General features: G+C 71.6%; 19 protein-coding genes. 13 read left to right on the forward strand and 6 right to left on the reverse strand.

Annotated elements, in window-relative coordinates:
• Nucleotides 1-5 precede the first annotated feature (5 nt).
• The 6 genes from ACFQGL_RS18465 (at nucleotide 6) to nadC (ending at nucleotide 6,027) form a co-directional block, all read left to right on the forward strand.
• Nucleotides 6-971, forward strand: a complete 966-nt coding sequence (locus ACFQGL_RS18465; RefSeq protein ID WP_377513369.1) for a Rossmann-like and DUF2520 domain-containing protein — start codon at nucleotides 6-8, stop codon at nucleotides 969-971.
• Complete coding sequence (gene panC / locus ACFQGL_RS18470) at nucleotides 968-1,816, forward strand: pantoate--beta-alanine ligase (protein WP_377513371.1); 849 nt, start codon at nucleotides 968-970, stop codon at nucleotides 1,814-1,816. The genes ACFQGL_RS18465 and panC overlap by 4 nt, the downstream gene beginning before the upstream one ends.
• A gap of 41 nt (nucleotides 1,817-1,857) precedes the next feature.
• A complete protein-coding gene (gene panD / locus ACFQGL_RS18475; RefSeq protein ID WP_377513373.1) occupies nucleotides 1,858-2,286 on the forward strand; it encodes an aspartate 1-decarboxylase in 429 nt (142 codons plus the stop codon).
• A 96-nt stretch (nucleotides 2,287-2,382) separates the two neighbouring features.
• Nucleotides 2,383-3,270, forward strand: a complete 888-nt coding sequence (locus ACFQGL_RS18480) for a septum formation family protein (protein ID WP_377513375.1) — start codon at nucleotides 2,383-2,385, stop codon at nucleotides 3,268-3,270.
• Nucleotides 3,271-3,379: 109 nt separating this feature from the next.
• Nucleotides 3,380-5,077 carry an L-aspartate oxidase gene (locus ACFQGL_RS18485; protein ID WP_377513377.1) on the forward strand — a complete coding sequence of 566 codons (1,698 nt, stop codon included), beginning with the start codon at nucleotides 3,380-3,382 and terminating at the stop codon, nucleotides 5,075-5,077.
• 53 nt (nucleotides 5,078-5,130) lie between these two features.
• Nucleotides 5,131-6,027: a carboxylating nicotinate-nucleotide diphosphorylase gene (nadC, locus tag ACFQGL_RS18490; RefSeq protein WP_377513379.1), complete on the forward strand. Its 897-nt coding sequence runs from the start codon at nucleotides 5,131-5,133 to the stop codon at nucleotides 6,025-6,027.
• Between the two features lie 17 nt (nucleotides 6,028-6,044).
• Here nadC and ACFQGL_RS18495 read toward each other — a convergent pair whose 3' ends face one another.
• On the reverse strand, nucleotides 6,045-7,136 hold the full coding sequence (locus ACFQGL_RS18495) for a hypothetical protein (RefSeq protein WP_377513381.1): 1,092 nt from the start codon (nucleotides 7,134-7,136) through the stop codon (nucleotides 6,045-6,047).
• A 118-nt stretch (nucleotides 7,137-7,254) separates the two neighbouring features.
• Between ACFQGL_RS18495 and ACFQGL_RS18500 the strand changes: the two genes are divergently transcribed.
• Nucleotides 7,255-8,013 (forward strand): type III pantothenate kinase, encoded by a 759-nt coding sequence (locus ACFQGL_RS18500; protein WP_377513383.1) that lies wholly within the window; start codon nucleotides 7,255-7,257, stop codon nucleotides 8,011-8,013.
• 23 nt (nucleotides 8,014-8,036) lie between these two features.
• Here the strand turns inward: ACFQGL_RS18500 and ACFQGL_RS18505 are convergent, their stop codons facing one another.
• Nucleotides 8,037-8,777, reverse strand: a complete 741-nt coding sequence (locus ACFQGL_RS18505) for a class I SAM-dependent methyltransferase (protein WP_377513385.1) — start codon at nucleotides 8,775-8,777, stop codon at nucleotides 8,037-8,039.
• Between the two features lie 87 nt (nucleotides 8,778-8,864).
• On the opposite strand from ACFQGL_RS18505, the gene lysS reads away from it, so the two are divergent.
• The 3 genes from lysS to ACFQGL_RS18520 all read left to right on the forward strand — a co-directional run bounded on the left by lysS (nucleotide 8,865) and on the right by ACFQGL_RS18520 (nucleotide 13,886).
• The gene (lysS, locus tag ACFQGL_RS18510) at nucleotides 8,865-10,373 is read left to right on the forward strand and encodes a lysine--tRNA ligase (protein ID WP_377513387.1); all 1,509 of its coding nucleotides are present in this window, start codon (nucleotides 8,865-8,867) and stop codon (nucleotides 10,371-10,373) included.
• A 111-nt stretch (nucleotides 10,374-10,484) separates the two neighbouring features.
• On the forward strand, nucleotides 10,485-10,829 hold the full coding sequence (locus ACFQGL_RS18515) for a histone-like nucleoid-structuring protein Lsr2 (RefSeq protein ID WP_377513389.1): 345 nt from the start codon (nucleotides 10,485-10,487) through the stop codon (nucleotides 10,827-10,829).
• Between the two features lie 525 nt (nucleotides 10,830-11,354).
• Nucleotides 11,355-13,886 (forward strand): ATP-dependent Clp protease ATP-binding subunit, encoded by a 2,532-nt coding sequence (locus ACFQGL_RS18520; protein WP_363757637.1) that lies wholly within the window; start codon nucleotides 11,355-11,357, stop codon nucleotides 13,884-13,886.
• Between the two features lie 242 nt (nucleotides 13,887-14,128).
• Here the strand turns inward: ACFQGL_RS18520 and ACFQGL_RS18525 are convergent, their stop codons facing one another.
• The gene (locus tag ACFQGL_RS18525; protein WP_377513391.1) at nucleotides 14,129-15,049 is read right to left on the reverse strand and encodes an HhH-GPD family protein; all 921 of its coding nucleotides are present in this window, start codon (nucleotides 15,047-15,049) and stop codon (nucleotides 14,129-14,131) included.
• Nucleotides 15,050-15,145: 96 nt separating this feature from the next.
• On the opposite strand from ACFQGL_RS18525, the gene ACFQGL_RS18530 reads away from it, so the two are divergent.
• The 3 genes from ACFQGL_RS18530 (at nucleotide 15,146) to ACFQGL_RS18540 (ending at nucleotide 17,089) form a co-directional block, all read left to right on the forward strand.
• Nucleotides 15,146-15,658 (forward strand): glycine cleavage system transcriptional repressor, encoded by a 513-nt coding sequence (locus ACFQGL_RS18530; protein ID WP_377513393.1) that lies wholly within the window; start codon nucleotides 15,146-15,148, stop codon nucleotides 15,656-15,658.
• On the forward strand, nucleotides 15,655-16,251 hold the full coding sequence (locus tag ACFQGL_RS18535; RefSeq protein WP_377513395.1) for a peptide deformylase: 597 nt from the start codon (nucleotides 15,655-15,657) through the stop codon (nucleotides 16,249-16,251). The genes ACFQGL_RS18530 and ACFQGL_RS18535 overlap by 4 nt, the downstream gene beginning before the upstream one ends.
• A 118-nt stretch (nucleotides 16,252-16,369) precedes the next feature.
• Entirely contained in the window at nucleotides 16,370-17,089 is a 720-nt protein-coding gene (locus tag ACFQGL_RS18540) for a hypothetical protein (protein WP_377513397.1), read from the forward strand.
• Nucleotides 17,090-17,099: 10 nt separating this feature from the next.
• Here the strand turns inward: ACFQGL_RS18540 and disA are convergent, their stop codons facing one another.
• From disA to ACFQGL_RS18555, 3 genes are all read right to left on the reverse strand, one after another.
• Complete coding sequence (disA, locus tag ACFQGL_RS18545) at nucleotides 17,100-18,281, reverse strand: DNA integrity scanning diadenylate cyclase DisA (protein ID WP_377513399.1); 1,182 nt, start codon at nucleotides 18,279-18,281, stop codon at nucleotides 17,100-17,102.
• A gap of 143 nt (nucleotides 18,282-18,424) precedes the next feature.
• Nucleotides 18,425-19,879, reverse strand: coding sequence for a DNA repair protein RadA (radA, locus tag ACFQGL_RS18550; RefSeq protein WP_377513401.1), 1,455 nt, complete (start codon nucleotides 19,877-19,879; stop codon nucleotides 18,425-18,427).
• Between the two features lie 84 nt (nucleotides 19,880-19,963).
• Nucleotides 19,964-20,788 (reverse strand): hypothetical protein, encoded by an 825-nt coding sequence (locus ACFQGL_RS18555; protein WP_377513403.1) that lies wholly within the window; start codon nucleotides 20,786-20,788, stop codon nucleotides 19,964-19,966.
• Nucleotides 20,789-20,805 lie beyond the last annotated feature (17 nt).

Consider the following 20,805-nt stretch of genomic DNA (forward strand, 5'->3'; position numbering starts at 1 on the left):
TTGTCATGAGCGCACCGTTGCGCCCGCGTCCGGCCGCCCCACAGGGGCCCGCCGATGACGCCGTCATCGGCGCCCCCGCCACCTCCCGCCTGCTCACCGTTGGTGTCGTCGGTGCTGGCCGGGTCGGTGCCGTACTGGGTGCCGCATTCGCCGCCGCCGGGCACCGGGTGGTCGCCGTCGCGGGCGGCTCCGGAGCCAGCCGCGCCCGGCTCGCCCTGCTGCTGCCCGAGGTGCCCCGCCGTCCGGTTGCCGCCGTCGCCCGCGCCGCCACCGATCTGCTGCTGCTCGCCGTGCCGGACGACGCGTTGGCCGGGGTGGTCGCCGACCTCGCCGACTCCGGCGCGCTGCGCCCGGGCCAGGTGGTCGCGCACACCTCCGGCGCGCACGGGCTGGCCGTGCTGGCCCCGGCCGCCGCGGTGGGTGCCCGCCCGCTCGCCCTGCACCCCGCGATGACCTTCACCGGTACGCCGGACGACCTGGCCCGGTTGGCCGGCATCTCGTACGGGGTCACCGCCCCGACGGAGCTGCGCCCGCTGGCGGCCCGGCTGGTCGCCGACCTCGGCGGCGTACCCGAGTGGGTGGGCGAGTCGGATCGCTCGCTCTATCACGCCGCGCTGGCGCACGGCGCGAACCACCTGGTGACCCTGGTGAACGAGGCGACCGACCGGCTGCGCGACGCCGGGGTGGCCCGGCCGGAGAAGGTCCTCGCTCCGCTGCTGCGTGCCGCGCTGGAGAATGCGCTGCGGCTCGGCGACGACGCTCTGACCGGTCCGGTCTCCCGTGGCGACGCGGGCACCGTCCAGCAGCATCTGGCCCGGCTGGCCGCCACCGCCCCGGAGTCCGTCCCCGCCTACCTGGCGCTGGCCCGGCGTACGGCCGACCGGGCGATCGCGGCCGGCCGGCTCCGGCCGGTGGACGCGCAGTCGCTGCTCGGCGTGCTCGCAGACAAGAGCAAGGAGTTGGCGGCATGACCGAGCTCGTGCACACCCGGGCGGACCTGGCCAAGGCCCGTGCCACGCTGACCGGCACGGTCGGCGTCGTGATGACCATGGGTGCGCTGCACTCCGGCCACGAGACGTTGCTGCGCGCGGCCCGGGAACGGGCCGACCACGTGCTGGTGACGGTCTTCGTGAATCCGCTGCAGTTCGGGCCGAACGAGGACTTCGACCGCTACCCGCGGACCCTCGAGGCGGACCTGGAGGTGTGTCGGCGGGCCGGCGCCGACCTGGTCTTCGCGCCGTCGGTCGCCGAGATGTACCCGGACGGCCAGCCCCGGGTACGGCTCGACCCGGGCCCGCTCGGCGGGGAGCTGGAGGGCGCCAGTCGCCCCGGCTTCTTCCACGGGGTGCTCACCGTGGTGCTGAAGTTGCTCCAGCTCACCCAGCCGGATCTGGCGTTCTTCGGCGAGAAGGACTACCAGCAGCTCACCCTGGTCCGTCGGATGGCCCGGGACCTGGACGTGCCGGTCGAGGTGGTCGGCGTGCCGACCGTCCGGGAGCCGGACGGGTTGGCGCTGTCCAGCCGGAACCGCTACCTGAGCGAGCCGGAGCGGGCCGCCGCGCTGAGCCTGTCCGCCGCGCTGCGTGCCGGTGCGCGGGCCGCCGACGAGGGCCTGGACACGACGGCGGTGCTGACCGCCGCGCACACCGCGTTCGACGCCGGCACCCCCGGCGCACGGCTCGACTACCTGGTGCTCACCGACCCCGAGCTGGAGCCGGGGCCGCTGTCCGGGCCGGCACGGCTGGTGATCGCCGCCTGGGTGGGCGCCACCCGGTTGATCGACAACGCCGCGATCCGGCTCGCCCCCCGCCCCTGATCCGGCCGCACCCTCCACAACTTCCGTGAAAGGCCACCCCGATGCTGCGGACCATGCTCAAGTCGAAGATCCACCGTGCCACCGTGACCCAGGCCGACCTGCACTACGTCGGTTCGGTGACAGTGGACGAGGACCTGCTCGACGCCGCCGACCTGCTCCCCGGCGAGCAGGTGGCGATCGTGGACATCACCAACGGTGCCCGGCTGGAGACGTACGTCATCCCGGGCGAGCGGGGCAGCGGCGTGATCGGCATCAATGGTGCCGCCGCGCACCTCGTACACCCCGGTGACCTGGTCATCCTGATCTCGTACGGGCAGATGGACGACGTCGAGGCTCGGTCGTACCGGCCGCGGGTGGTGCACGTGGACGCCGACAACCGGGTGATCGAGCTGGGCGCCGACCCCGCCGCGGCGGCCCCCGGCACGGCTGGTGACCCGGTGCCCAGCCCGCTGGCCGTGTCGGCCGTCTGACCCGACGCGACGCAAATCCGGTCTGTTACCGGAAGGACATGTCCGGTTACCCTTGGTGCACCGTCGGAAGCTGGTCGGTGCCTGGGGGAGGCCGCGATGCGTGCGATGACGACCCTGCTCACCTCTGTCGTGACAGCGGTTCTGCTGGTCGGCTGTGCCCAGGCCGGCAGCCTGGACGGTGATCTGACCGACGACTGGGCGGCGCTGCCGCCGGCGACGGCGTTCGCCCCTGCCGCCGGCGTGTGTCAGGCCGCCGACTTCACTTCCACCGTCACGCTGGCCAGCTACCAGCCGGTGGACTGCGCCGGCCCGCACCGGGTCGAGACCGTGCACGTCGGCGCGTTCCCGGCCGAGCGGGCAGCTGTTCCGGCGAACGGGTCGGTGGAACTGCGCGGCGCGTTCGCCGAGTGCGACACCCGGGCCGCCGGATACCTGGGCGAGGACTGGCGGTTCGGTCGGCTGCGGCTGTCGGTGGCGCTGCCGTCCGGGCCGGGCTGGGCAGCCGGTTCCCGCTGGTACCGGTGCGACGTCAGCGAGCTGACCGCGGCCGACCAGGCGGCCACCGTCGTGGTCCGGTCGGGCAGCCTGCGGGACGCGCTGAAGAGCGCCTCTTCGTTGCGGCTGGGCTGTCAGCAGGCCGCCAGCGGGCGCACCCAGACACTGGCGGCGGTGGCCTGTGAAAGCCGACACAACGCGGAGTTCGTCGGGGTGTGGAAGGCGGCGCCCGATGCGCCGTACCCGACCAAGCCCGGGGACTGGGGGGTGGCCTACGACGGCTGCGGCACCATCCTCGGCCGGTACGTCGGCGTGCCCGACGACGGCATGTTGCAGTACCGCGCCGGCGTGGTGATCCGCCGCCCGGACGCGGTGCGCTGGCGGGCCGGTGATCGAGGGATCCGCTGCTACCTGTGGCTGAGCACCCGTACGGTGACCGCCTCGCTGCGCGGCGTGGGCCCGGCCGGTCTGCCGGTCCGGACGAAGTGACCGGGGGTTGCCGGCCGGTGTGACACCGGTCGGCGGCGGACGGGGTAGCCCATACCACTCGTCCCGCCCCCGCCGCCCCGGGCGAGGACCGTTCGGGTTGACTGGGGGGATGGACCTTCCGACCGTCGACCTGCCGGCCCTGCCCCCGTTGCTGGCGGCGCCCGCGCCCGGCTGGGTGGAGACCACCGACGTGATCGTGGTGGGTTCCGGGGTGGCCGGGTTGACCGCTGCACTGCACCTGCGTGAGGCGGGCCTGCACGTCACCGTGGTCACCAAGGTCAACATCGATGACGGCTCGACCCGGTGGGCGCAGGGCGGCATCGCCGCGGTGCTCGACCCGCAGGACACGCCAGCGGCGCACGCCTTCGACACCGAGGTCGCCGGGGTCGGGCTCTGCGATCCGGCGGCGGTCCAGGTGCTGGTCGAGGAGGGCCCGACCCGGCTGCGGGAGCTGATCCGGATCGGCGCGGAGTTCGACCGTCACGCGGACGGTTCGTTGATGCTGACCCGTGAGGGTGGGCACCGGGCGGACCGGATCGTGCACGCCGGCGGGGACGCCACCGGGGCGGAGGTGCAGCGGGCTCTGCACGCGGCGGTGCAGCGCGACCCGTGGATCCGACTGGTCGAGCATGCTCTCGTACTGGACCTGCTGCGGGCGCCCGGCGACGGCCCGGACGGGCTCGGCCCGGCCTGCGGGATCACCCTGCACGTGCTCGGCGAGGGCAGCGAGGACGGCGTCGGCGCGCTGCTGGCCCGGGCGGTGGTGTTGGCCACCGGCGGAATGGGCCAGGTCTTCGCGGCCACCACCAACCCGGCGGTCTCCACCGGAGACGGGGTGGCGCTGGCCATGCGGGCCGGCGCGGCGGTGACCGACGTGGAGTTCGTCCAGTTCCACCCGACCGCGCTGATCACCCCGACCGGGGCGGGTGTGCCCGGTGCCGGCCACGCACAGCAGCCGCTGGTCTCCGAGGCGTTGCGCGGCGAGGGCGCGTACCTGGTGGACGGGGACGGCAAGCGGTTCATGGTGGGCCAGCACGAGCTGGCCGAGCTGGCCCCCCGGGACGTGGTGGCCAAGGGCATCCACCGGGTGCTGCTGGCCAGCGGCGCGGACCATGTCTTCCTCGACGCCCGGCACCTGGGCGGGGACTTCCTGGCCGGCCGCTTCCCGACCATCGTGGCGTCCTGCCTGGCGATCGGCGTGGACCCGGCCATCGACCTGATCCCGGTCGCGCCGGCCGCGCACTACGCCTCCGGTGGCGTACGCACCGACCTGCGCGGCCGTACCTCCATCCCCGGCCTGTACGCCTGCGGCGAGGTCGCCTGCACGGGCGTACACGGTGCGAACCGACTGGCCAGCAACTCGCTGCTGGAGGGCCTGGTCTTCTCCCGGCGGATCGCCGACGACATCGCGGCGGGTCTGCCGGAGCAGGCCCGTCCGGCGGACACCGGCGCGTGGCGCGGCGGTACGGGTTGGGTGCTGCCGACCGAGTCGACGCCGGCTCTACAGCGGGCGATGACCCGGGGCGCCGGGGTGCTCCGCTCGGCCGCGACGCTGGCAGACACGGCTGGAACGCTGACCGAGTTGGGTACCGCCCGAGGTCGGCCGCGGACGGCCGACTGGGAGGCGACCAACCTGCTGACCGTGGCGTCGACGCTGGTGGCTGCCGCGTACGCCCGTGAGGAGACACGGGGTTGCCACTGGCGGGAGGACTTCCCGACGGCCGACGAGCGATGGCTGGGCCACCTGGTCGGTTCGGTCGGGGCGCAGGGCCGGTTGACGCAGCGGTGGAACGGGAAGGCCCAGTGAGCGCGAGGAGTGAGCCGGTGTCGCGAGCGCAGCAGTCGGAAACGGAGAAGGCGATGACGGAGTCGACGCAGCGGGCGTTGCGGGAGGCCGGACTGGACCCGGACCAGGTCCGGCGGGTGATCGAGAACGCGCTGGTCGAAGACCTGGGACCGGACTTCCTCGACGTCACGAGCGTGGCCACCATCCCGGCGGAGCAGAACGACACCGCCGACCTGGTGGCCCGCGCGGACGGCGTGCTGGCCGGGACGGCCGTGGCCGCCGCCGTGTTCGAGCTGGTCGGCGAGGTGACCGGCTTCGGTCGTACCGTCGAGGTGTCGGTGCTCGCCCGCGACGGCGAGCGGGTGGCCCGCGGCGACGTGCTGGCGACGGTGACCGGTCCGACGCGGTTGCTACTGACCGCCGAGCGCACCGCGCTCAACCTGCTCTGCCGGATGTCCGGAGTGGCCACCCACACCCGTTCCTGGGCGGACGCGCTGGCCGGCACCAAGGCGATGGTGTTGGACACCCGCAAGACCACGCCGGGTCTGCGGGCGCTGGAGAAGTACGCGGTGCGGGCCGGTGGTGGCACCAACAAGCGGATGGGCCTGCACGACGTGGCCATGATCAAGGACAACCACAAGCTCGCCGCCGGGGGCATCACGCCGGCATACCGGCGGGTCCGGGAGGCGTTCCCGGACGTGCCGGTGCAGGTCGAGGTGACCACCGTCGACGAGGCGGTGGAGGCGGTCGAGGCCGGCGCGGACTTCTTGCTCTGCGACAACATGACCCCGGAGGTGCTGGCCGAGGCGGTGGCCACGGTGGGTGACCGGGCCGAGCTGGAGGCGACCGGCGGGCTGACGCTGGAGGTGGCCGGCCGGTACGCAGCCACCGGCGTCGACTTCCTCTCGGTGGGCGCGTTGACCCACTCGTCGCCCATCCTGGACATCGCGCTGGACCTGCGCACCGAGTAGCCGGACGTCCATCGACCTCAGACGGTGGACAGCGAGGTGGCGGCCAGGTTGAAGATCACCCGGCTCTCGGTGTCCTGCCGGCCGTCGAGGCCGTACTTGGCCCGGAAGAGTTCCAGCACCCGGTTGTAGATCTCGGGCGGCAGCTCGTCGGCCTCGCCGATGGCGAAGACCTCGCCGGCCGCCTCGGGCCGGTCCAGCACCACGGTCAGCCCGGCCATCCCGTGCCGGGCCACGTTGCGCACCAGGTCGGTGCCGGCGATGTACCAGTCGCCGTCGGAGCGTACGTAGAGCGCGTCGCAGGTCTCCAGGTCCTGATCGGCCTGGCGCAGGCACAGCCGCAGGGTCAGGCAGGCCGCCAGATCCTCCAGCGGCGCGGTCTCCCAGAGCTCGGCGAACCGGTCGTCGACGAACTCGCCGAGCGGAGTGGAGACGAACGCCTCGATCTGCTGGGTGTCGAAGGTGCTGCCCTGCACCGGGAAGAACGAGATGAACGCCTTGCCGTCCCAGCGGTACATCTGCACCGAGGGCGCCGCGCTGTAGACCCGGACCTGGAGCCGGGCCCGGGCCGACTCGGGCAGCTCCTCGCTGAGCCGGGCCAGGTGCCACAGGTTGTTGAGGATGGCCACCGAGGCGTCCCGCCGGCGCAACTCCTCGCCCCGCAGGCGGACCGCCGGGGAGTCCGGATCGAGCAGCAACACCTTGACGGCGGCGCCGTTGGCCAGCGCGGAGCGCAGCGCGGCCACGAACCGGGCCGCGTACGGGCCCTCCAGCATGCTGGTCCAGGTCTCCAGGATCGCCACGATCTCCCGGGACTGGGAGACCCGTTCGATCAGCGCGTCCCGGTCCAGTCGCGGGTGCTCGATGATGCTGACCGTCTGGAGTTCCCGAAAGAGCGGGTTGAGCACGACGTAGGTCAGCAGCGTCATGATCAGTGCGGCGCCGATGTTGAGGTAGAGGTCGCCGGCGAAGCTGCCGCTCTCCCGCAGGGACGCCCGCCACGCCTGCACGATCATCCAGATCGCGCCACCGGCGAGCGCCACCAGCACCAGCACGTGCCGGCGGCGTCGGCGCAGGGTGTTGCGACCCCGCATCCACCACGTCCCCGACATGTCCGCTCCCCGTCCGGCCGCGCCGTGGATTGACCCATGCTCATGTCGCGATACGACCAGAGTACGGTCCGGCGGCCGGTCCGCACCCGCCCGTACGGTCGTTGTCTAGGCTGCGTGCGTGCTGCTCTGCATCGACATCGGAAACACCAATACCGTGCTGGCGACCTTCGACGGCGACAAGCTGGTGCACTCCTGGCGGATCAAGACCGACGCCCGCTCGACGGCGGACGAGCTGGGCCTGATGTTCCGGGGCCTGCTCGCCGGGGACAACGTCGAGATCACCGGGGTGGCCGCCTGCTCCACGGTGCCGGCCGCGCTGCGGTCGCTGCGCACCATGCTCGGTCGCTACTACGCCGACCTGCCCAGCGTGATCGTCGAGCCGGGGGTACGGACCGGAGTGCAGCTGGCGATCGACAACCCGAAGGAGGTGGGCGCCGACCGGGTGGTGAACACCCTGGCCGCGTACACCCTCTACGGCGGGCCGTCGATCGTGGTGGACTTCGGCACCACCACCAACTTCGACGTGATCAGCGGTCGGGGCGAGTTCCTCGGCGGCGCGTTCGCCCCGGGCATCGAGATCTCCTTCGACGCGCTGGCCGCCCGCGCCGCCCAGCTCCGCAAGGTCGAGGCGACCAAGCCCCGCTCGGTGATCGGCAAGAACACCGTCGAGTGCCTCCAGGCGGGTCTGTACTTCGGCTTCGCCGGGCAGGTGGACCGGATCGTCGAGCGGATGACCGAGGAGTTGGGCGAGGTGAAGGCGGTGATCGCCACCGGTGGCCTCGCCTCCCTGGTGATCAACGAGTGCCGCAGCATCACCCACCACGAGCCGATGATCACGTTGATCGGCCTGCGGATGGTCTACGAGCGCAACATCTGACGCCGAGAGGTCGGGACCGACCGTCAGCGCCGTCGAGCCCGAAAGACCAGCGTCCGGTACGGCAGCTCGACGCGTTCCCGGCCGGCCAGGTCCGGATGGGTGGCGAGGAGGTCCCGCAACTCCCGGTCCACGGCTTCCTGGCTGGACCGGTCGGCCGTGAGGTAGTACGAGCGGGTGCGGATCATCCCGACGACCTCGTCCACGGTGAGGGCGGTGCGCTGGGTGAACTCGCCGAGCTCCAGGTCGCCGAAGGCCGGGCCGAAGGTGGTCACCGACTCGACCAGGTTGGTGGCGTTGCTGTCCATGTGGGCGATGCGGCCCAGCTCGGCCACCCATTCGACCCGTTCGTCCCGCGTGTTCCAGATCGGGGCGAACGTGCCGTTTGTTCGGAGGACCCGGGCGATCTCCGCATGCGCCCGCTCACGGTCGAACCAGTGGTAGGCCTGTCCGACCAACACCGCGTCCGCCGCGCCGTCGGGCAGTGGAATGGCCTCCGCGCCGCCGGGCAGGGCTTCGACTCCCGGGGTGGCCACCGCCAGTTGGGCGCGCATCCCCGGGTCCGGTTCAACCGGCGTCACGTCGTGTCCGAGAGCGAGCAGCTCGCGGGTGAGGATGCCGGTGCCCGCGCCCAGGTCGACGACCCGGGCGGCGTCGCCCAGCCCGTCCAGCGCCCAGCGGACCGCGACCTGCGGATACCGGGGCCGGAACCGGTCGTAGTCGGCTGCCGCCGCGCCGAACGACAGGGCCTGAGTGTGATTCGCCATGACGGGCAGGTTATCCGGTAACGACCCCCTGGCGGCTTGAGTACGCTCGGGGGCTGACCCCGCCGAAACTCCTTGAGGAAGCGTGCCGTGAGCGAGCAGAACGCCGTGCCAGTGGACCCCGCCGACGACCTTCCCGAGCAGATGAAGGTCCGCCGGGAGAAGCGCGACCGGATGCTCGCCGACGGGGTCGAGCCGTACCCGGTCGGTTTCCCCCGCACCGCCACCCTGGCGGAGGTCCGGGCGCGCTACGCCGACCTGCCCACCGACACCGCCAGCGGCGACCAGGCCGCGGTCACCGGTCGGGTGATCTTCGTACGCAACACCGGCAAGCTCTGCTTCGCGACCCTGCGCGACGGCGACGGCACCGAGCTGCAGGCGATGCTCTCCCTGGACCGGGTCGGCGCGGAGCGGCTGGAAGACTGGAAGCGCCTGGTCGATCTCGGCGACCACGTGGGCGTCACCGGCGAGGTGATCACCAGCCGCCGAGGCGAGCTGTCGGTGCTGGCCGACCGGTGGGAGATGACCGCCAAGTCGCTGCGGCCGCTGCCGGTGGCGCACAAGCCGCTCTCCGAGGAGGCCCGGGTCCGGCAGCGCTACGTCGACCTGATCGTCCGGCCGCAGGCCCGGCAGATGGTCCGTACCCGGGCGGCGGCGGTGCGCAGCCTGCGCGATTCGTTGCACGGAAAGGGCTTCATCGAGGTGGAAACCCCGATGCTGCAACTGCTGCATGGCGGCGCGACGGCGCGACCGTTCGTGACCCACAGCAATGCATTGAACACCGATCTGTATCTGCGAATCGCTCCGGAACTATTTCTCAAGCGCGCCGTGGTCGGCGGCGTCGACCGCGTCTTCGAGATCAACCGCAACTTCCGTAATGAGGGTGTCGACTCTTCGCACTCGCCGGAGTTCGCGATGCTGGAGACCTACCAGACGTACGGCGACTACGACACGATGGCCGAGTTGACCCGCAATCTCGTGCAACAGGCGGCGATCGCGGTCTCCGGGTCGACCGTGGTGACCCACGCCGACGGGCGGGAGTTCGACCTGGGCGGCGAGTGGCGCTCGGTGACCCTGTTCGGAGTGCTTTCCGAGGCGCTCGGCGAGGAGGTCACGGTCCGTACCGAACGGTCCCGCCTGGTGGAGTACGCGGACAAGGTGGGATTGGCCGTGGACCCGAAGTGGGGCCCGGGCAAGCTGGCCGAGGAACTGTTCGAGGAACTGGTCGTGCCCAGCCTTGAGGCGCCGACCTTCGTCCGGGACTACCCGGAGGAGACCAGCCCGCTCACCCGGGCGCACCGCAGCGAGCCGGGCCTGACCGAGAAGTGGGACCTCTACGTACTCGGGTTCGAGCTGGGCACGGCGTACTCCGAGCTGGTCGACCCGGTGGTACAGCGGGATCGGCTGGTCGCCCAGGCGCAACTCGCCGCCCGTGGCGACGACGAGGCGATGCGTCTCGACGAGGACTTTCTCCGGGCGATGGAGTACGGAATGCCGCCGGCCGGCGGTATGGGAATGGGAATCGACAGGCTGTTGATGGCCCTGACCGGGCTCGGAATTCGGGAAACGATCCTCTTCCCGTTGGTCCGCCCGGAGTAGTGCCGGCCGGCTCGCGCCGAGTCTTAACCGCATCCTATTGACGCGGCGAGCAGCACGGGGGTTATTGTGCTCTCGTTAGCAGGAGCACCCTGCTCGAAAGGAATGTGGGACGTGGCCAAGCAGATCATTCACAAGCTGGTCGATGACCTGGACGGCGGGGACGCTGACGAGACTGTCAAGTTCGCCCTCGACGGCGTTCAGTACGAGATCGACCTGTCGAGTTCCAACGCCGCGAAATTGCGCGACGTATTCTCGCCGTACGTCGGCGCCGGCACCAAGGTGGGCCGGGGCGGCGTCGTGATCGGTGGGCGTGCTGCCCGCGGCCGGGGTGGCGCCACCGCCGACCGGGAGCAGAACAAGGCGATCCGGGAGTGGGCCAAGAAGTCCGGCAAGGACATCTCGGACCGGGGTCGTATCCCGCAGGAGATCGTCGACGAGTACCACGCGAAGCGCTGAGGCTGCAGTTTCGAGCAGCAGTTGGTGGCCAGGTGCCACCGCAGGGCGACACCGACGCCGGGCCGGAGACTCCTCCGGGCCGGCGTCGCCATATCCACACCCGCCCCACGAGGTCGGCCGAGGGCCGGTTCACGGGCCGGGAAGCATTCCAGACCGCCCGGCGTTATCCACAACCAGTGGAGGGGCTTTCCACAGCCTGTGGACAACCTCCCCCGAGGGCCCGGCGCAGTGGCGTCGGCGGCTCCGATCCGCCCTTCCGGAGGCCTCAGGAGCCGGGACAGGGCTCCCGTCGCGCCAGTCGGATTTCGCTCTGCGCGTAGCGCCAGGGGTACCGGAACACCTCCTGAGCGCGGACGGTTGTTCAAAACGACGTGGAACCGACCCGCACCGGAGACACACGACCTCAGCTGAGTCGGTCAGCGACGATAGAGTAAGGAGGCACGGACGCCCGTCCTGGACGTTCGTGCACCGGCCCCGCCAAGATCTTGACCATCAAGGCGCACGGCATGTGAGGAGCACGAGGGCATGTTCGAGCGGTTCACCGACCGAGCGCGACGGGTTGTCGTCCTGGCCCAAGAAGAGGCCCGGATGCTCAACCACAACTACATCGGTACGGAGCACATCCTGCTGGGCCTGATCCACGAAGGTGAAGGCGTCGCGGCAAAGGCCCTGGAGAGCCTCGGCATCTCCCTGGAGGGCGTGCGCCAGCAGGTCGAGGAGATCATCGGCCAGGGTCAGCAGGCGCCGAGCGGGCACATCCCGTTCACGCCGCGGGCCAAGAAGGTGCTGGAGCTGTCGCTGCGCGAGGCGCTGCAGCTCGGCCACAACTACATCGGCACGGAGCACATCCTGCTCGGGCTGATCCGTGAGGGCGAGGGCGTCGCCGCCCAGGTGCTGGTCAAGCTCGGCGCCGACCTCAACCGGGTCCGCCAGCAGGTGATCCAGCTGCTCTCCGGCTACCAGGGCAAGGAGCCGGCCGCTGCCGGCGCCGCGCCGGGCGAGGCCGCGCCGTCGACCAGCCTCGTGCTGGACCAGTTCGGCCGCAACCTGACCCAGGCCGCCCGCGAGGGCAAGCTCGACCCGGTCATCGGGCGCGAGAAGGAAATCGAGCGGGTCATGCAGGTGCTCTCCCGCCGTACCAAGAACAACCCGGTCCTGATCGGTGAGCCCGGCGTCGGTAAGACGGCCGTGGTGGAGGGGCTGTCCCAGAAGATCATCAAGGGCGAGGTGCCCGAGACGCTCAAGGACAAGCAGCTCTACACGCTCGACCTCGGTGCGCTGGTCGCCGGTTCCCGCTACCGCGGTGACTTCGAGGAGCGCCTCAAGAAGGTGCTCAAGGAGATCCGCACCCGCGGCGACATCATCCTGTTCATCGACGAGATCCACACCCTGGTGGGTGCGGGTGCCGCCGAGGGCGCGATCGATGCGGCGAGCATCCTCAAGCCGATGCTGGCCCGCGGTGAGCTGCAGACCATCGGTGCCACCACGCTCGATGAATACCGCAAGCACCTGGAGAAGGACGCCGCGCTCGAGCGCCGCTTCCAGCCGATCCAGGTGGGTGAGCCGTCGCTGGCGCACACCATCGAGATCCTCAAGGGCCTGCGCGACCGCTACGAGGCGCACCACCGGGTCTCGATCACGGACGCGGCCCTGGTGGCTGCCGCGACTCTGGCCGATCGATACATCTCGGACCGCTTCCTCCCGGACAAGGCGATCGACCTGATCGACGAGGCCGGTGCCCGGATGCGGATCCGTCGGATGACCGCGCCGCCAGACCTGCGCGACTTCGACGAGCGCATCGCCCAGGTGCGTCGCGACAAGGAGTCCGCGATCGACGCGCAGGACTTCGAGCGCGCCGCCCAGCTGCGCGACAAGGAGAAGCAGCTCCTTGGCCAGAAGGCGCAGCGGGAGAAGGAGTGGAAGGCCGGTGACCTGGACGTCGTCAGCGAGGTTGACGACGAGCAGATCGCTGAGGTGCTCGGCAACTGGACCGGCATCCCGGTCTACAAGCTGACCGAGGAGGAGACCTCGCGCCTGCTGCGCATGGAGGACGAGCTGCACAAGCGCGTCATCGGCCAGGAGGACGCGGTCAAGGCGGTTTCGAAGGCGATCCGGCGTACCCGGGCCGGCCTGAAGGACCCGAAGCGCCCCTCCGGCTCGTTCATCTTCGCCGGCCCGTCCGGCGTCGGTAAGACCGAGCTGTCCAAGGCGCTCGCCGAGTTCCTCTTCGGCAGCGAGGATGCCCTCATCCAGCTGGACATGTCCGAGTTCCACGACCGCTACACGGTCTCCCGGCTCGTGGGTGCCCCTCCCGGCTACGTCGGCTACGACGAGGGCGGGCAGCTGACCGAGAAGGTGCGGCGTCGGCCGTTCTCGGTGGTCCTCTTCGACGAGATCGAGAAGGCCCACCCGGACGTGTTCAACACGCTGCTCCAGATCCTGGAGGACGGTCGGCTCACCGACGGTCAGGGTCGGATCGTGGACTTCAAGAACACGGTCATCATCCTGACCACCAACCTGGGCACCCGGGACGTCGCCAAGGCGGTGTCGCTCGGCTTCCAGGCTTCGGAGGACTCCGAGTCCAACTACGACCGGATGAAGCAGAAGGTCAACGACGAGCTCAAGCAGCACTTCCGGCCTGAGTTCCTCAACCGGATCGACGACACCATCGTCTTCCACCAGCTGCGCCAGGGCGAGATCCTCTCGATCGTGGACATCATGATCCAGCGGATCGAGACGCAGCTGCGCAACAAGGACATGGGCCTGGAGCTGACCGACAACGCCAAGAAGTACCTGGCGGCGAAGGGCTTCGACCCGGTGCTCGGTGCCCGTCCGCTTCGTCGCACGATCCAGCGCGACATCGAGGACAACCTCTCCGAGCGGATCCTGTTCAACGAGCTGACCCCGGGTCAGATCGTGGTGGTGGACTGCGAGGGCGACCCGAACGACATCGACAAGTCCAAGCTCGTCTTCCGGGGCGCGGACAAGCCGGTCGAGGTTCCGGACGCCGTGCCCGCCGACCTCGGTGGCACCGCCGCCGCAGGCGCGGACGAGTAAGCAACACCAGGCAGCAGGGGCGGGGCCCCCGGTGGCGAGAGCCATCGGGGGCCCCGCCCCTTTTCCGCTGCCCACGCTCCGACCGGCCCTCGCCCCTGTTTCCAGGATTCAGTCCCCTCCCAGGCCGCCGAGGGAACCAAATCCTGGAAACAGTGCCAGTCGCGCGCGGCATCGTGCGGCCGCGACCTCGCCCGGTGGCGATGGTGCGCATGCGTCACCTCGGGCTCGCGTGTAATGCCGTCCTACTGGGTCAGCTGGTGCGGGTGGGCGGCCTGTGGCGACGGGCCGTCGCCGACGAGGCGGAACGAGTCGACGCCGACCGGTTCCACCAGGCCGTCCTGCACCAGACCGGCCAGGGCGCGGGCACGCTGCACGTCATCGGTCCAGACCTGGTCCAGCCGCTGGTGCGGGACCGGCCCGGTGGTCTCCCGGAGCACCCCGAGCAGCAGCCCGCGTACCTGCCGGTCGGTGCCCGCGTACCGCTGGGGTCTGCGCGTGGGGCCGGCCGGCGGCTCCTGCCCGGAGGCCCGCCACGCGCAGACCGACTCGACCGGGCAGGCGGTGCAGCGCGGTGACCGGGCCGTGCAGATGACCGCGCCCAGCTCCATGAACGCGGCGCTGGCCAGGGCCGCCGCGGTCGGCTCGACCGGCAGCAGTTCCTCGGTGGCGACCAGATCGGCCGGCCGGGTGACCGGGCCGGCGTCCGGTTGGCCGGCCACCGCCCGGCAGACCACCCGGCGCACGTTGGTGTCGACCACCGGGTGCCGCTGCCCGTACGCGAACGCGGCCACCGCCCGCGCTGTGTACGTGCCGACCCCGGGTAGCGCCAGCAACTGCTCCAGCCGGTCCGGCACCTGCCCGCCGTGGCGGTCGACGATCGCGACCGCGCACTCCCGCAGGCGTACCGCCCGGCGGGGGTAGCCGAGGCGTCCCCACATCCGGATCGCCTCGGCCGGGCTGTCCGCCGCCAGCGCGGCCGGGGTCGGCCAGCGGGCCAGCCACGCCTGCCAGGCCGGTACCACCCGGACCACCGGCGTCTGCTGGAGCATGACCTCGCTGACCAGAATGGCCCACGGGCCGACTTCGGGATCGCGCCAGGGCAGGTCACGGGCGTGCTGCTGGTACCACCGGCTGACCAGGGTGGCGAAATCGGGATCAGTCATCGCGTCGTCGATGATGTCACGCGGTGGGTTCCCGCTGGCTGGGCGGCTCGGGTGGGGTGGCCGGGAGGCTGCGGGCGGATCGGGGAGAATGCCCGGATGAACGAGCTCGCGATCACCGTCATCGGCCGGGACCGGCCGGGCATCGTGGCCGACGTCGCCGAGGTGCTGGCCCGGCTGGGCGCGAATCTCACCGACAGCACGATGACCCGGCTACGCGGGCACTTCGCGATGACCCTGATCTGCACCGGCCCGGCCGCCGTCGAGGTCGAGGCCGCGCTCGCGCCGCTGGCCGCCGAGGGGCAGCTGTTGGCGACGGTACGCGCGGTCACCCCGGACGCCGAGGTTGCTCCGGTGGGTGAGCCGTACGTGATGGCGGTGCACGGGTCGGATCGGATGGGCATCGTCGCGGCGATGACCCGGGTGCTGGTGGACGCCGGCGGGAACGTCACCGACCTGAGCACCCGGTTGGCCGGCTCGCTCTACGTGGTGCTGGCCGAGGTCGAGTTGCCGTCCGGTGTAGCGGAGACGTTGACCGGCCGGCTGCATCGCACGGCCGCCGAGTTGGGCGTCGAGGTAACCCTCCGGCCGGCGGATCCGGACCTGCTGTGACCGGCGAGGCGAGCGGGCCGGACACCGGCCGGAACGTCGGGACGTACGTCGGCCTGGGCGACTGGACGCCGGAGACGTTGGACGTGCCCGGCGAGGTGCGGACGGTGGTATCGGCCCCGCACCCGGTGCTGAGTCGGGCCGGCGAGGAGGTCGACCCGACCGCCCCGGAGACCGTCCGGCTGGCCGCCGACCTGGTCGCCACCATGCGGGTCTCGCCGGGCTGTGTCGGCCTGGCCGCACCGCAGATCGGCGTGGGCGCCCAGGTCTTCGCCGTCGACGTGACGGGGCATCCGAAGGCGGTCACCGTGCACGGCACCTTCGTGCTCTGCAACGCCCGGGTGGTCGAGGCCACCCGCTGGAAGCCGGGCCGGGAGGGGTGCATGTCGGTGCCGGACCTGACCGGGGACGTGAAGCGTGCCAGCCGGCTGGTGGTGGAGGGTGCCCTGCCGGGCAGCGGGGAGTTGGTCCGGTTGGTCACCGACGGCTTCGAGGCGCGTGCGTTGCAGCACGAGATCGACCACTGCGCGGGGCTGCTCTTCCTGGATCGGGTGGCCGGTGCGCACGCCGTCTATCAGCGCAAGGTCTACCTCTGAACAGGCACCGGGCGATCGCCACGATTGTCCTGAATGGAGACTCGGTGGGGCGTGCCGGTGGCACTCCGGCGCGTCGCGCCCGGCTGGCGGGCTCAGCGCCATTACGGTGGAGGGCATCATGCGTCTGACGGTCGGCCCCCTGCCACCCGCCGTGTACTGGCGGCGTCGCGTCGTCGTACTTGGAGCGGGGCTTCTCTTCCTGATTGTCCTGCTCTACTCCTGCACCGGCTCGAATCGATCCGGCGGCCAACCGAAGGCGGGAGCCACGTCGACGTCGACGCCCTCCGCGTCCGCGGGTCCGGCCGGGCCGGTGTTGACCCCGCAGACCGGGGCTCCGACACTGTCCGCGTCTGCCGACCCGGACACGTCGTCACCGACCGCCGAGATCACCAGCAATTCGGTACCACCGCCGGGGACGGCCGCCGGGGGGGTGGACGACGGCACCTGCACCAACGCGGAGATCAGCGTGGTCTCGGTGGCGCAGCCCACCTCGGTGCAGCGCGGGGCGATGGTCGATCTTCAGCTCAGGATCAAGAACACCTCGGAGCGGACGTGCAGCCGGGACGTCGGCGCCGACGTCCAGGAGATCTTCATCAAGTCCGGTGCCGAGAAGGTCTGGTCGTCGGACACCTGCGGCAAGGTGCAGGGCACGGACGTACAGTCCTTCACGCCGAACTTCGAGCGCTCCTACGAGGTCGGCTGGAACGGACGGGACACCACCCGGTGCGACAAGTCCGGGCTCGCCGCGGGGCCCTTCCCGGCGGCCGGGACGTACCAGGTGTTCGCGCGGGTCGGCACCAAGCTGAGCGAGCCGGTGAAGCTCACCATCACCGGCTGAGCCAGCCGGATCAGACGTACCGCTCCAGGATGGATGCCTCGGCGAGCCGGGACAGCCCCTCCCGGACGCCTCGGGCCCGGGCGTCGCCGACCCCCTCGACGGCCTGCAGGTCCTCCACCGTCGCGCCCAGCAGCCGCTGAAGGCTGCCAAAGTGCACCACCAGGCGGTCGACCACCGCCACCGGCAGCCGGGGCACCTTGGCCAGCAGCCGGAAGCCCCGAGGGCTGACCGCCGCGTCCAGGGCGTCCGACGCGGCCGGGTAGCCGATCGCCTTGGCCACCGACACCAGGTCGATCAGCTCGGTGGCGCCGAGCAGATCCAGCTCGACCAGCGCCTCGTCCAGGGTGCGCGACTTGCGGCCGACCGGGAGGTAGTCCCGGATGACCAGCGTCCGGTCGGCGTCCACGCCGGCCATCAGCTCGTCGAGCTGGAGGGCGAGCAGTCGGCCGTCGGTGCCCAGCTCGACCACGTAGCCGGCGATCTCGTCGGCGATCCGGCGAACCATCTCCAGTCGCTGCACCACAGCCACCGCGTCCCGTACGGTGACCAGATCCTCGATCTCGAGTGCGGAGAGCGTGCCGGAGACCTCGTCCAGTCGGAGCTTGTAGCGCTCCAGGGTCGCCAACGCCTGGTTGGCCCGGGAGAGGATCGCCGCCGAGTCGTCGAGCACGTGCCGTTGACCGTTGACGTAGAGGCTGATGATCCGCATCGACTGGCTGACCGAGATGACCGGGTAGCCGGTCTGCCGGGCCACCCGCTCCGCGGTGCGGTGCCGGGTGCCGGACTCCTCCGTCGGGATGGACGGATCGGGCATCAGGTGCACTGCCGCCCGGACGATGCGGGTGCCGTCGCTGGAGAGCACCACGGCGCCGTCCATCTTGCACAGCTCACGGACCCGGGTCGCCGAGAACTCCACGTCGAGCGGGAAGCCGCCGGTGCACAGACCCTCGACGACCTTGTCGTAACCGAGCACGATGAGCGCGCCCGTGCGGCCGCGCAGGATGCGCTCCAGACCGTCGCGCAGCGCGGTGCCGGGTGCCATCAGGGCAAGGTTGGCCCGTAGGGGATCTCCGGCGCCCCCGGCGCCAGCGGTCACGCTCACGCTGATCGGGCGGGCGGGCGAGCCCACGGCGCCGGCGCGGGCCTGGGGCGGCGCGCCGGCAGGCTTGGTGGTATCGCGGTCGATCGGCACGGGCACAGTCTACGGACTGCCGTGCGGTGGGTGCTGTCGTGGTTACTGTGATGTGTCACGATGCCGCCCTTCCAGCCGATTTCCGCTTGCGGACGTGCTGCCCGGTATCGCCCCGTCGAAGCCATCTTCGCCGGCACACTGGGTCACTCGGCGGACGCGCGGGCCGCATGGTGCAGGGCCGAGCGGACGTCGGTGACCTCGGTCACCCGCATCTGCTCGGGACCGGCGCCGGTGCTGGCCGGGCCGCAACCGGGCGGGACCAGGGCCACCTTGAAGCCCAGCCGGGCCGCCTCGGCCAGCCGGCGCGGCACCGCACCGACCCGGCGCACCTCGCCGGTCAGCCCCACCTCGCCGATCGCCACCAGGTGCGGCGCGATGGCCAGGTTGAGCCCGCCCGAGGCGACCGCCAGAGCGACCGCCAGGTCCGCCGCCGGTTCCACGACCCGGATGCCACCCACGGTGGCCGCGAAGACCTCCCGGTCGTGCAGGGTCAGCCGCTCGGTGCGGCGTTGCAGCACCGCGAGCACCATCGCCAGCCGGGCCGAGTCGAGACCGGAGACCGTACGCCGAGGCGAACCGGCCACCGTCGCGCCGATCAGCGCCTGCACCTCGGTGACCAGGGCCCGGCGACCCTCCATCGCCACCGTGACGCAGGTGCCCGGCACCGGCTCCGAGTAGCGGGTCAGGAACAGCCCGGACGGGTCGGCCAGGCTGCTGATGCCGCCCTCGTGCATCTCGAAGCAGCCGACCTCGTCCGCCGCGCCGAACCGGTTCTTGACGCCGCGCACCAGCCGGAGCGACGAGTGCTTGTCGCCCTCGAAGTGCAGCACCACGTCGACCAGGTGCTCCAGCACCCGGGGCCCGGCGACCTGACCGTCCTTGGTGACGTGCCCGACCAGCACGGTGGCGATGCCCCGCTCCTTGGCGACCGCGACCAGCGCGGCGGTGACCGCCCGGACCTGGGTCACCCCGCCGGGCACGCCCTCGGTGCCGGTGGTCGAGATGGTCTGCACCGAGTCGAGCACGAGCAGGCCCGGCTTGACCGCGTCGAGGTGCCCGAGCACCGCCCCCAGGTCACTCTCGGCCGCCAGGTAGAGCTGGTCGTGCAGGGTGCCCATCCGCTCGGCGCGCAGCCGCACCTGACTGACCGACTCCTCCCCGCTGACCACCAGTGAGGGGCTGCCGGCACCGATGGCCCACTGCTGGGCCACGTCCAGCAGCAGGGTCGACTTGCCCACGCCGGGCTCGCCGGCGAGCAGCACCACCGCACCCGGAACCAGGCCGCCGCCGAGCACCCGGTCGAGCTCGCTGACGCCGGTCGGTCGGGCGCGGGCCGGTGCGGCGCTGATGGTGGCGATCGGCCGGGCCGGCTCGGACGGGAGCCGGGAGCTGACCACCCGGCCGGCGACGGTCGGGCCGGTCAGCGTGGACTCGACCACTGCGCCCCACTCACCGCACTCCGGGCAGCGCCCCACCCACTTGGGCGGCTGGTGGCCGCAGGCGTCGCACTCGTAGGCCGGGCGCGGCTCGCGGGTGGCGGACCGACCGCGGGCTCCGCCCGCCGTGCCGCGCGGAGAGGTCGATCGGGAGGTGGTCACATCAGGACGCTAGTCCTCACGTACGACGAAAACACCCCCGCGTGGTGGTCACCACGCGGGGGCGTTTTCGATGTCGGGGTTTGGTCAGCCGCCGTGGCTGGACTCCTCGCCGCCCTCGTGGCCGCCCTCACGCTCGATGATCGGCGAGGCGGGCGCCGCCGGGGTGAGCGGCACCGCGATCGGCGCGGGCCCGGTGACCGTGTTGCCGTTGCCGAAGTCGAAGGTCACCAGGACGTTCTGACCGGAGCGCAGCGCCTCGGTCAGGCCGATCAGCCGAAGCTGCTGCGTGGCCTCCTCGTTGAGCTGGAGGTAGCTCAGCGGAGCCAGCGTGATCCGGGCCGGCTGACCCGGCGTGGACGGGCTCGCCGAGCCCGACGCCCGGGCCGACTCCGGGGCGGACGGGGTGGCCGAGGACGACCCGGTCTCGGACGGGGTCGCCGACGGGCTGGCGGAGCGGGACGAGGACCCGGACGCCGAGGGGCTCGGGGAGCCCGATTCGGACGTCGACGGGCTCGGGGAGCCCGATTCGGACGTCGACGGGCTGGCGGAGGCCGACTCCGAGGCCGACGGCGACGGGCTCGCCGAGCCGCCGCTGATCACCACCTCGCGGGCGCTCTGGGTGGTGACGGTGACCGTCACCGTGTCCTTCGAGTCGTTGAAGAGGACGGCGTTGAGCAGGGCGTCCTGGCCGGCCTTGTAGCCCTCGGTGCCCGGGTAGTTCACCAGCAGCCCACGTACGCCGAAGACGCCGTCACCGGCCGAGAGGTCGACGCCCTGGGTCGACGGCGACTTGGCCGCGGTCTCGGCGATCTGACCGGCGCCGCACCCGGACACCAGCAGGCTGGTGGCCGCCGCCATCCCGGACAGCAGCAGGGCCGCCCGCCGGGATCCCCTGATCGAGCGCGTCACGTCGGTCCTCCTCGTCA

The organism is Micromonospora vulcania (assembly GCF_042658605.1).
Taxonomy (GTDB): Bacteria; Actinomycetota; Actinomycetes; order Mycobacteriales; family Micromonosporaceae; genus Micromonospora; species Micromonospora vulcania.

Bases quoted from the DNA above. Each gene is read 5' to 3' on its own strand.
- ACFQGL_RS18465 (WP_377513369.1), top strand. From the start codon at position 6: ATGAGCGCACCGTTGCGCCCGCGTCCGGCCGCCCCACAGGGGCCCGCC.
- panC (WP_377513371.1), top strand. From the start codon at position 968: ATGACCGAGCTCGTGCACACCCGGGCGGACCTGGCCAAGGCCCGTGCC.
- panD (WP_377513373.1), top strand. From the start codon at position 1,858: ATGCTGCGGACCATGCTCAAGTCGAAGATCCACCGTGCCACCGTGACC.
- ACFQGL_RS18480 (WP_377513375.1), top strand. From the start codon at position 2,383: ATGCGTGCGATGACGACCCTGCTCACCTCTGTCGTGACAGCGGTTCTG.
- ACFQGL_RS18485 (WP_377513377.1), top strand. From the start codon at position 3,380: ATGGACCTTCCGACCGTCGACCTGCCGGCCCTGCCCCCGTTGCTGGCG.
- nadC (WP_377513379.1), top strand. From the start codon at position 5,131: ATGACGGAGTCGACGCAGCGGGCGTTGCGGGAGGCCGGACTGGACCCG.
- ACFQGL_RS18495 (WP_377513381.1), bottom strand. From the start codon at position 7,136: ATGTCGGGGACGTGGTGGATGCGGGGTCGCAACACCCTGCGCCGACGC.
- ACFQGL_RS18505 (WP_377513385.1), bottom strand. From the start codon at position 8,777: ATGGCGAATCACACTCAGGCCCTGTCGTTCGGCGCGGCGGCAGCCGAC.
- ACFQGL_RS18520 (WP_363757637.1), top strand. From the start codon at position 11,355: ATGTTCGAGCGGTTCACCGACCGAGCGCGACGGGTTGTCGTCCTGGCC.
- ACFQGL_RS18525 (WP_377513391.1), bottom strand. From the start codon at position 15,049: ATGACTGATCCCGATTTCGCCACCCTGGTCAGCCGGTGGTACCAGCAG.
- ACFQGL_RS18530 (WP_377513393.1), top strand. From the start codon at position 15,146: ATGAACGAGCTCGCGATCACCGTCATCGGCCGGGACCGGCCGGGCATC.
- ACFQGL_RS18540 (WP_377513397.1), top strand. From the start codon at position 16,370: ATGCGTCTGACGGTCGGCCCCCTGCCACCCGCCGTGTACTGGCGGCGT.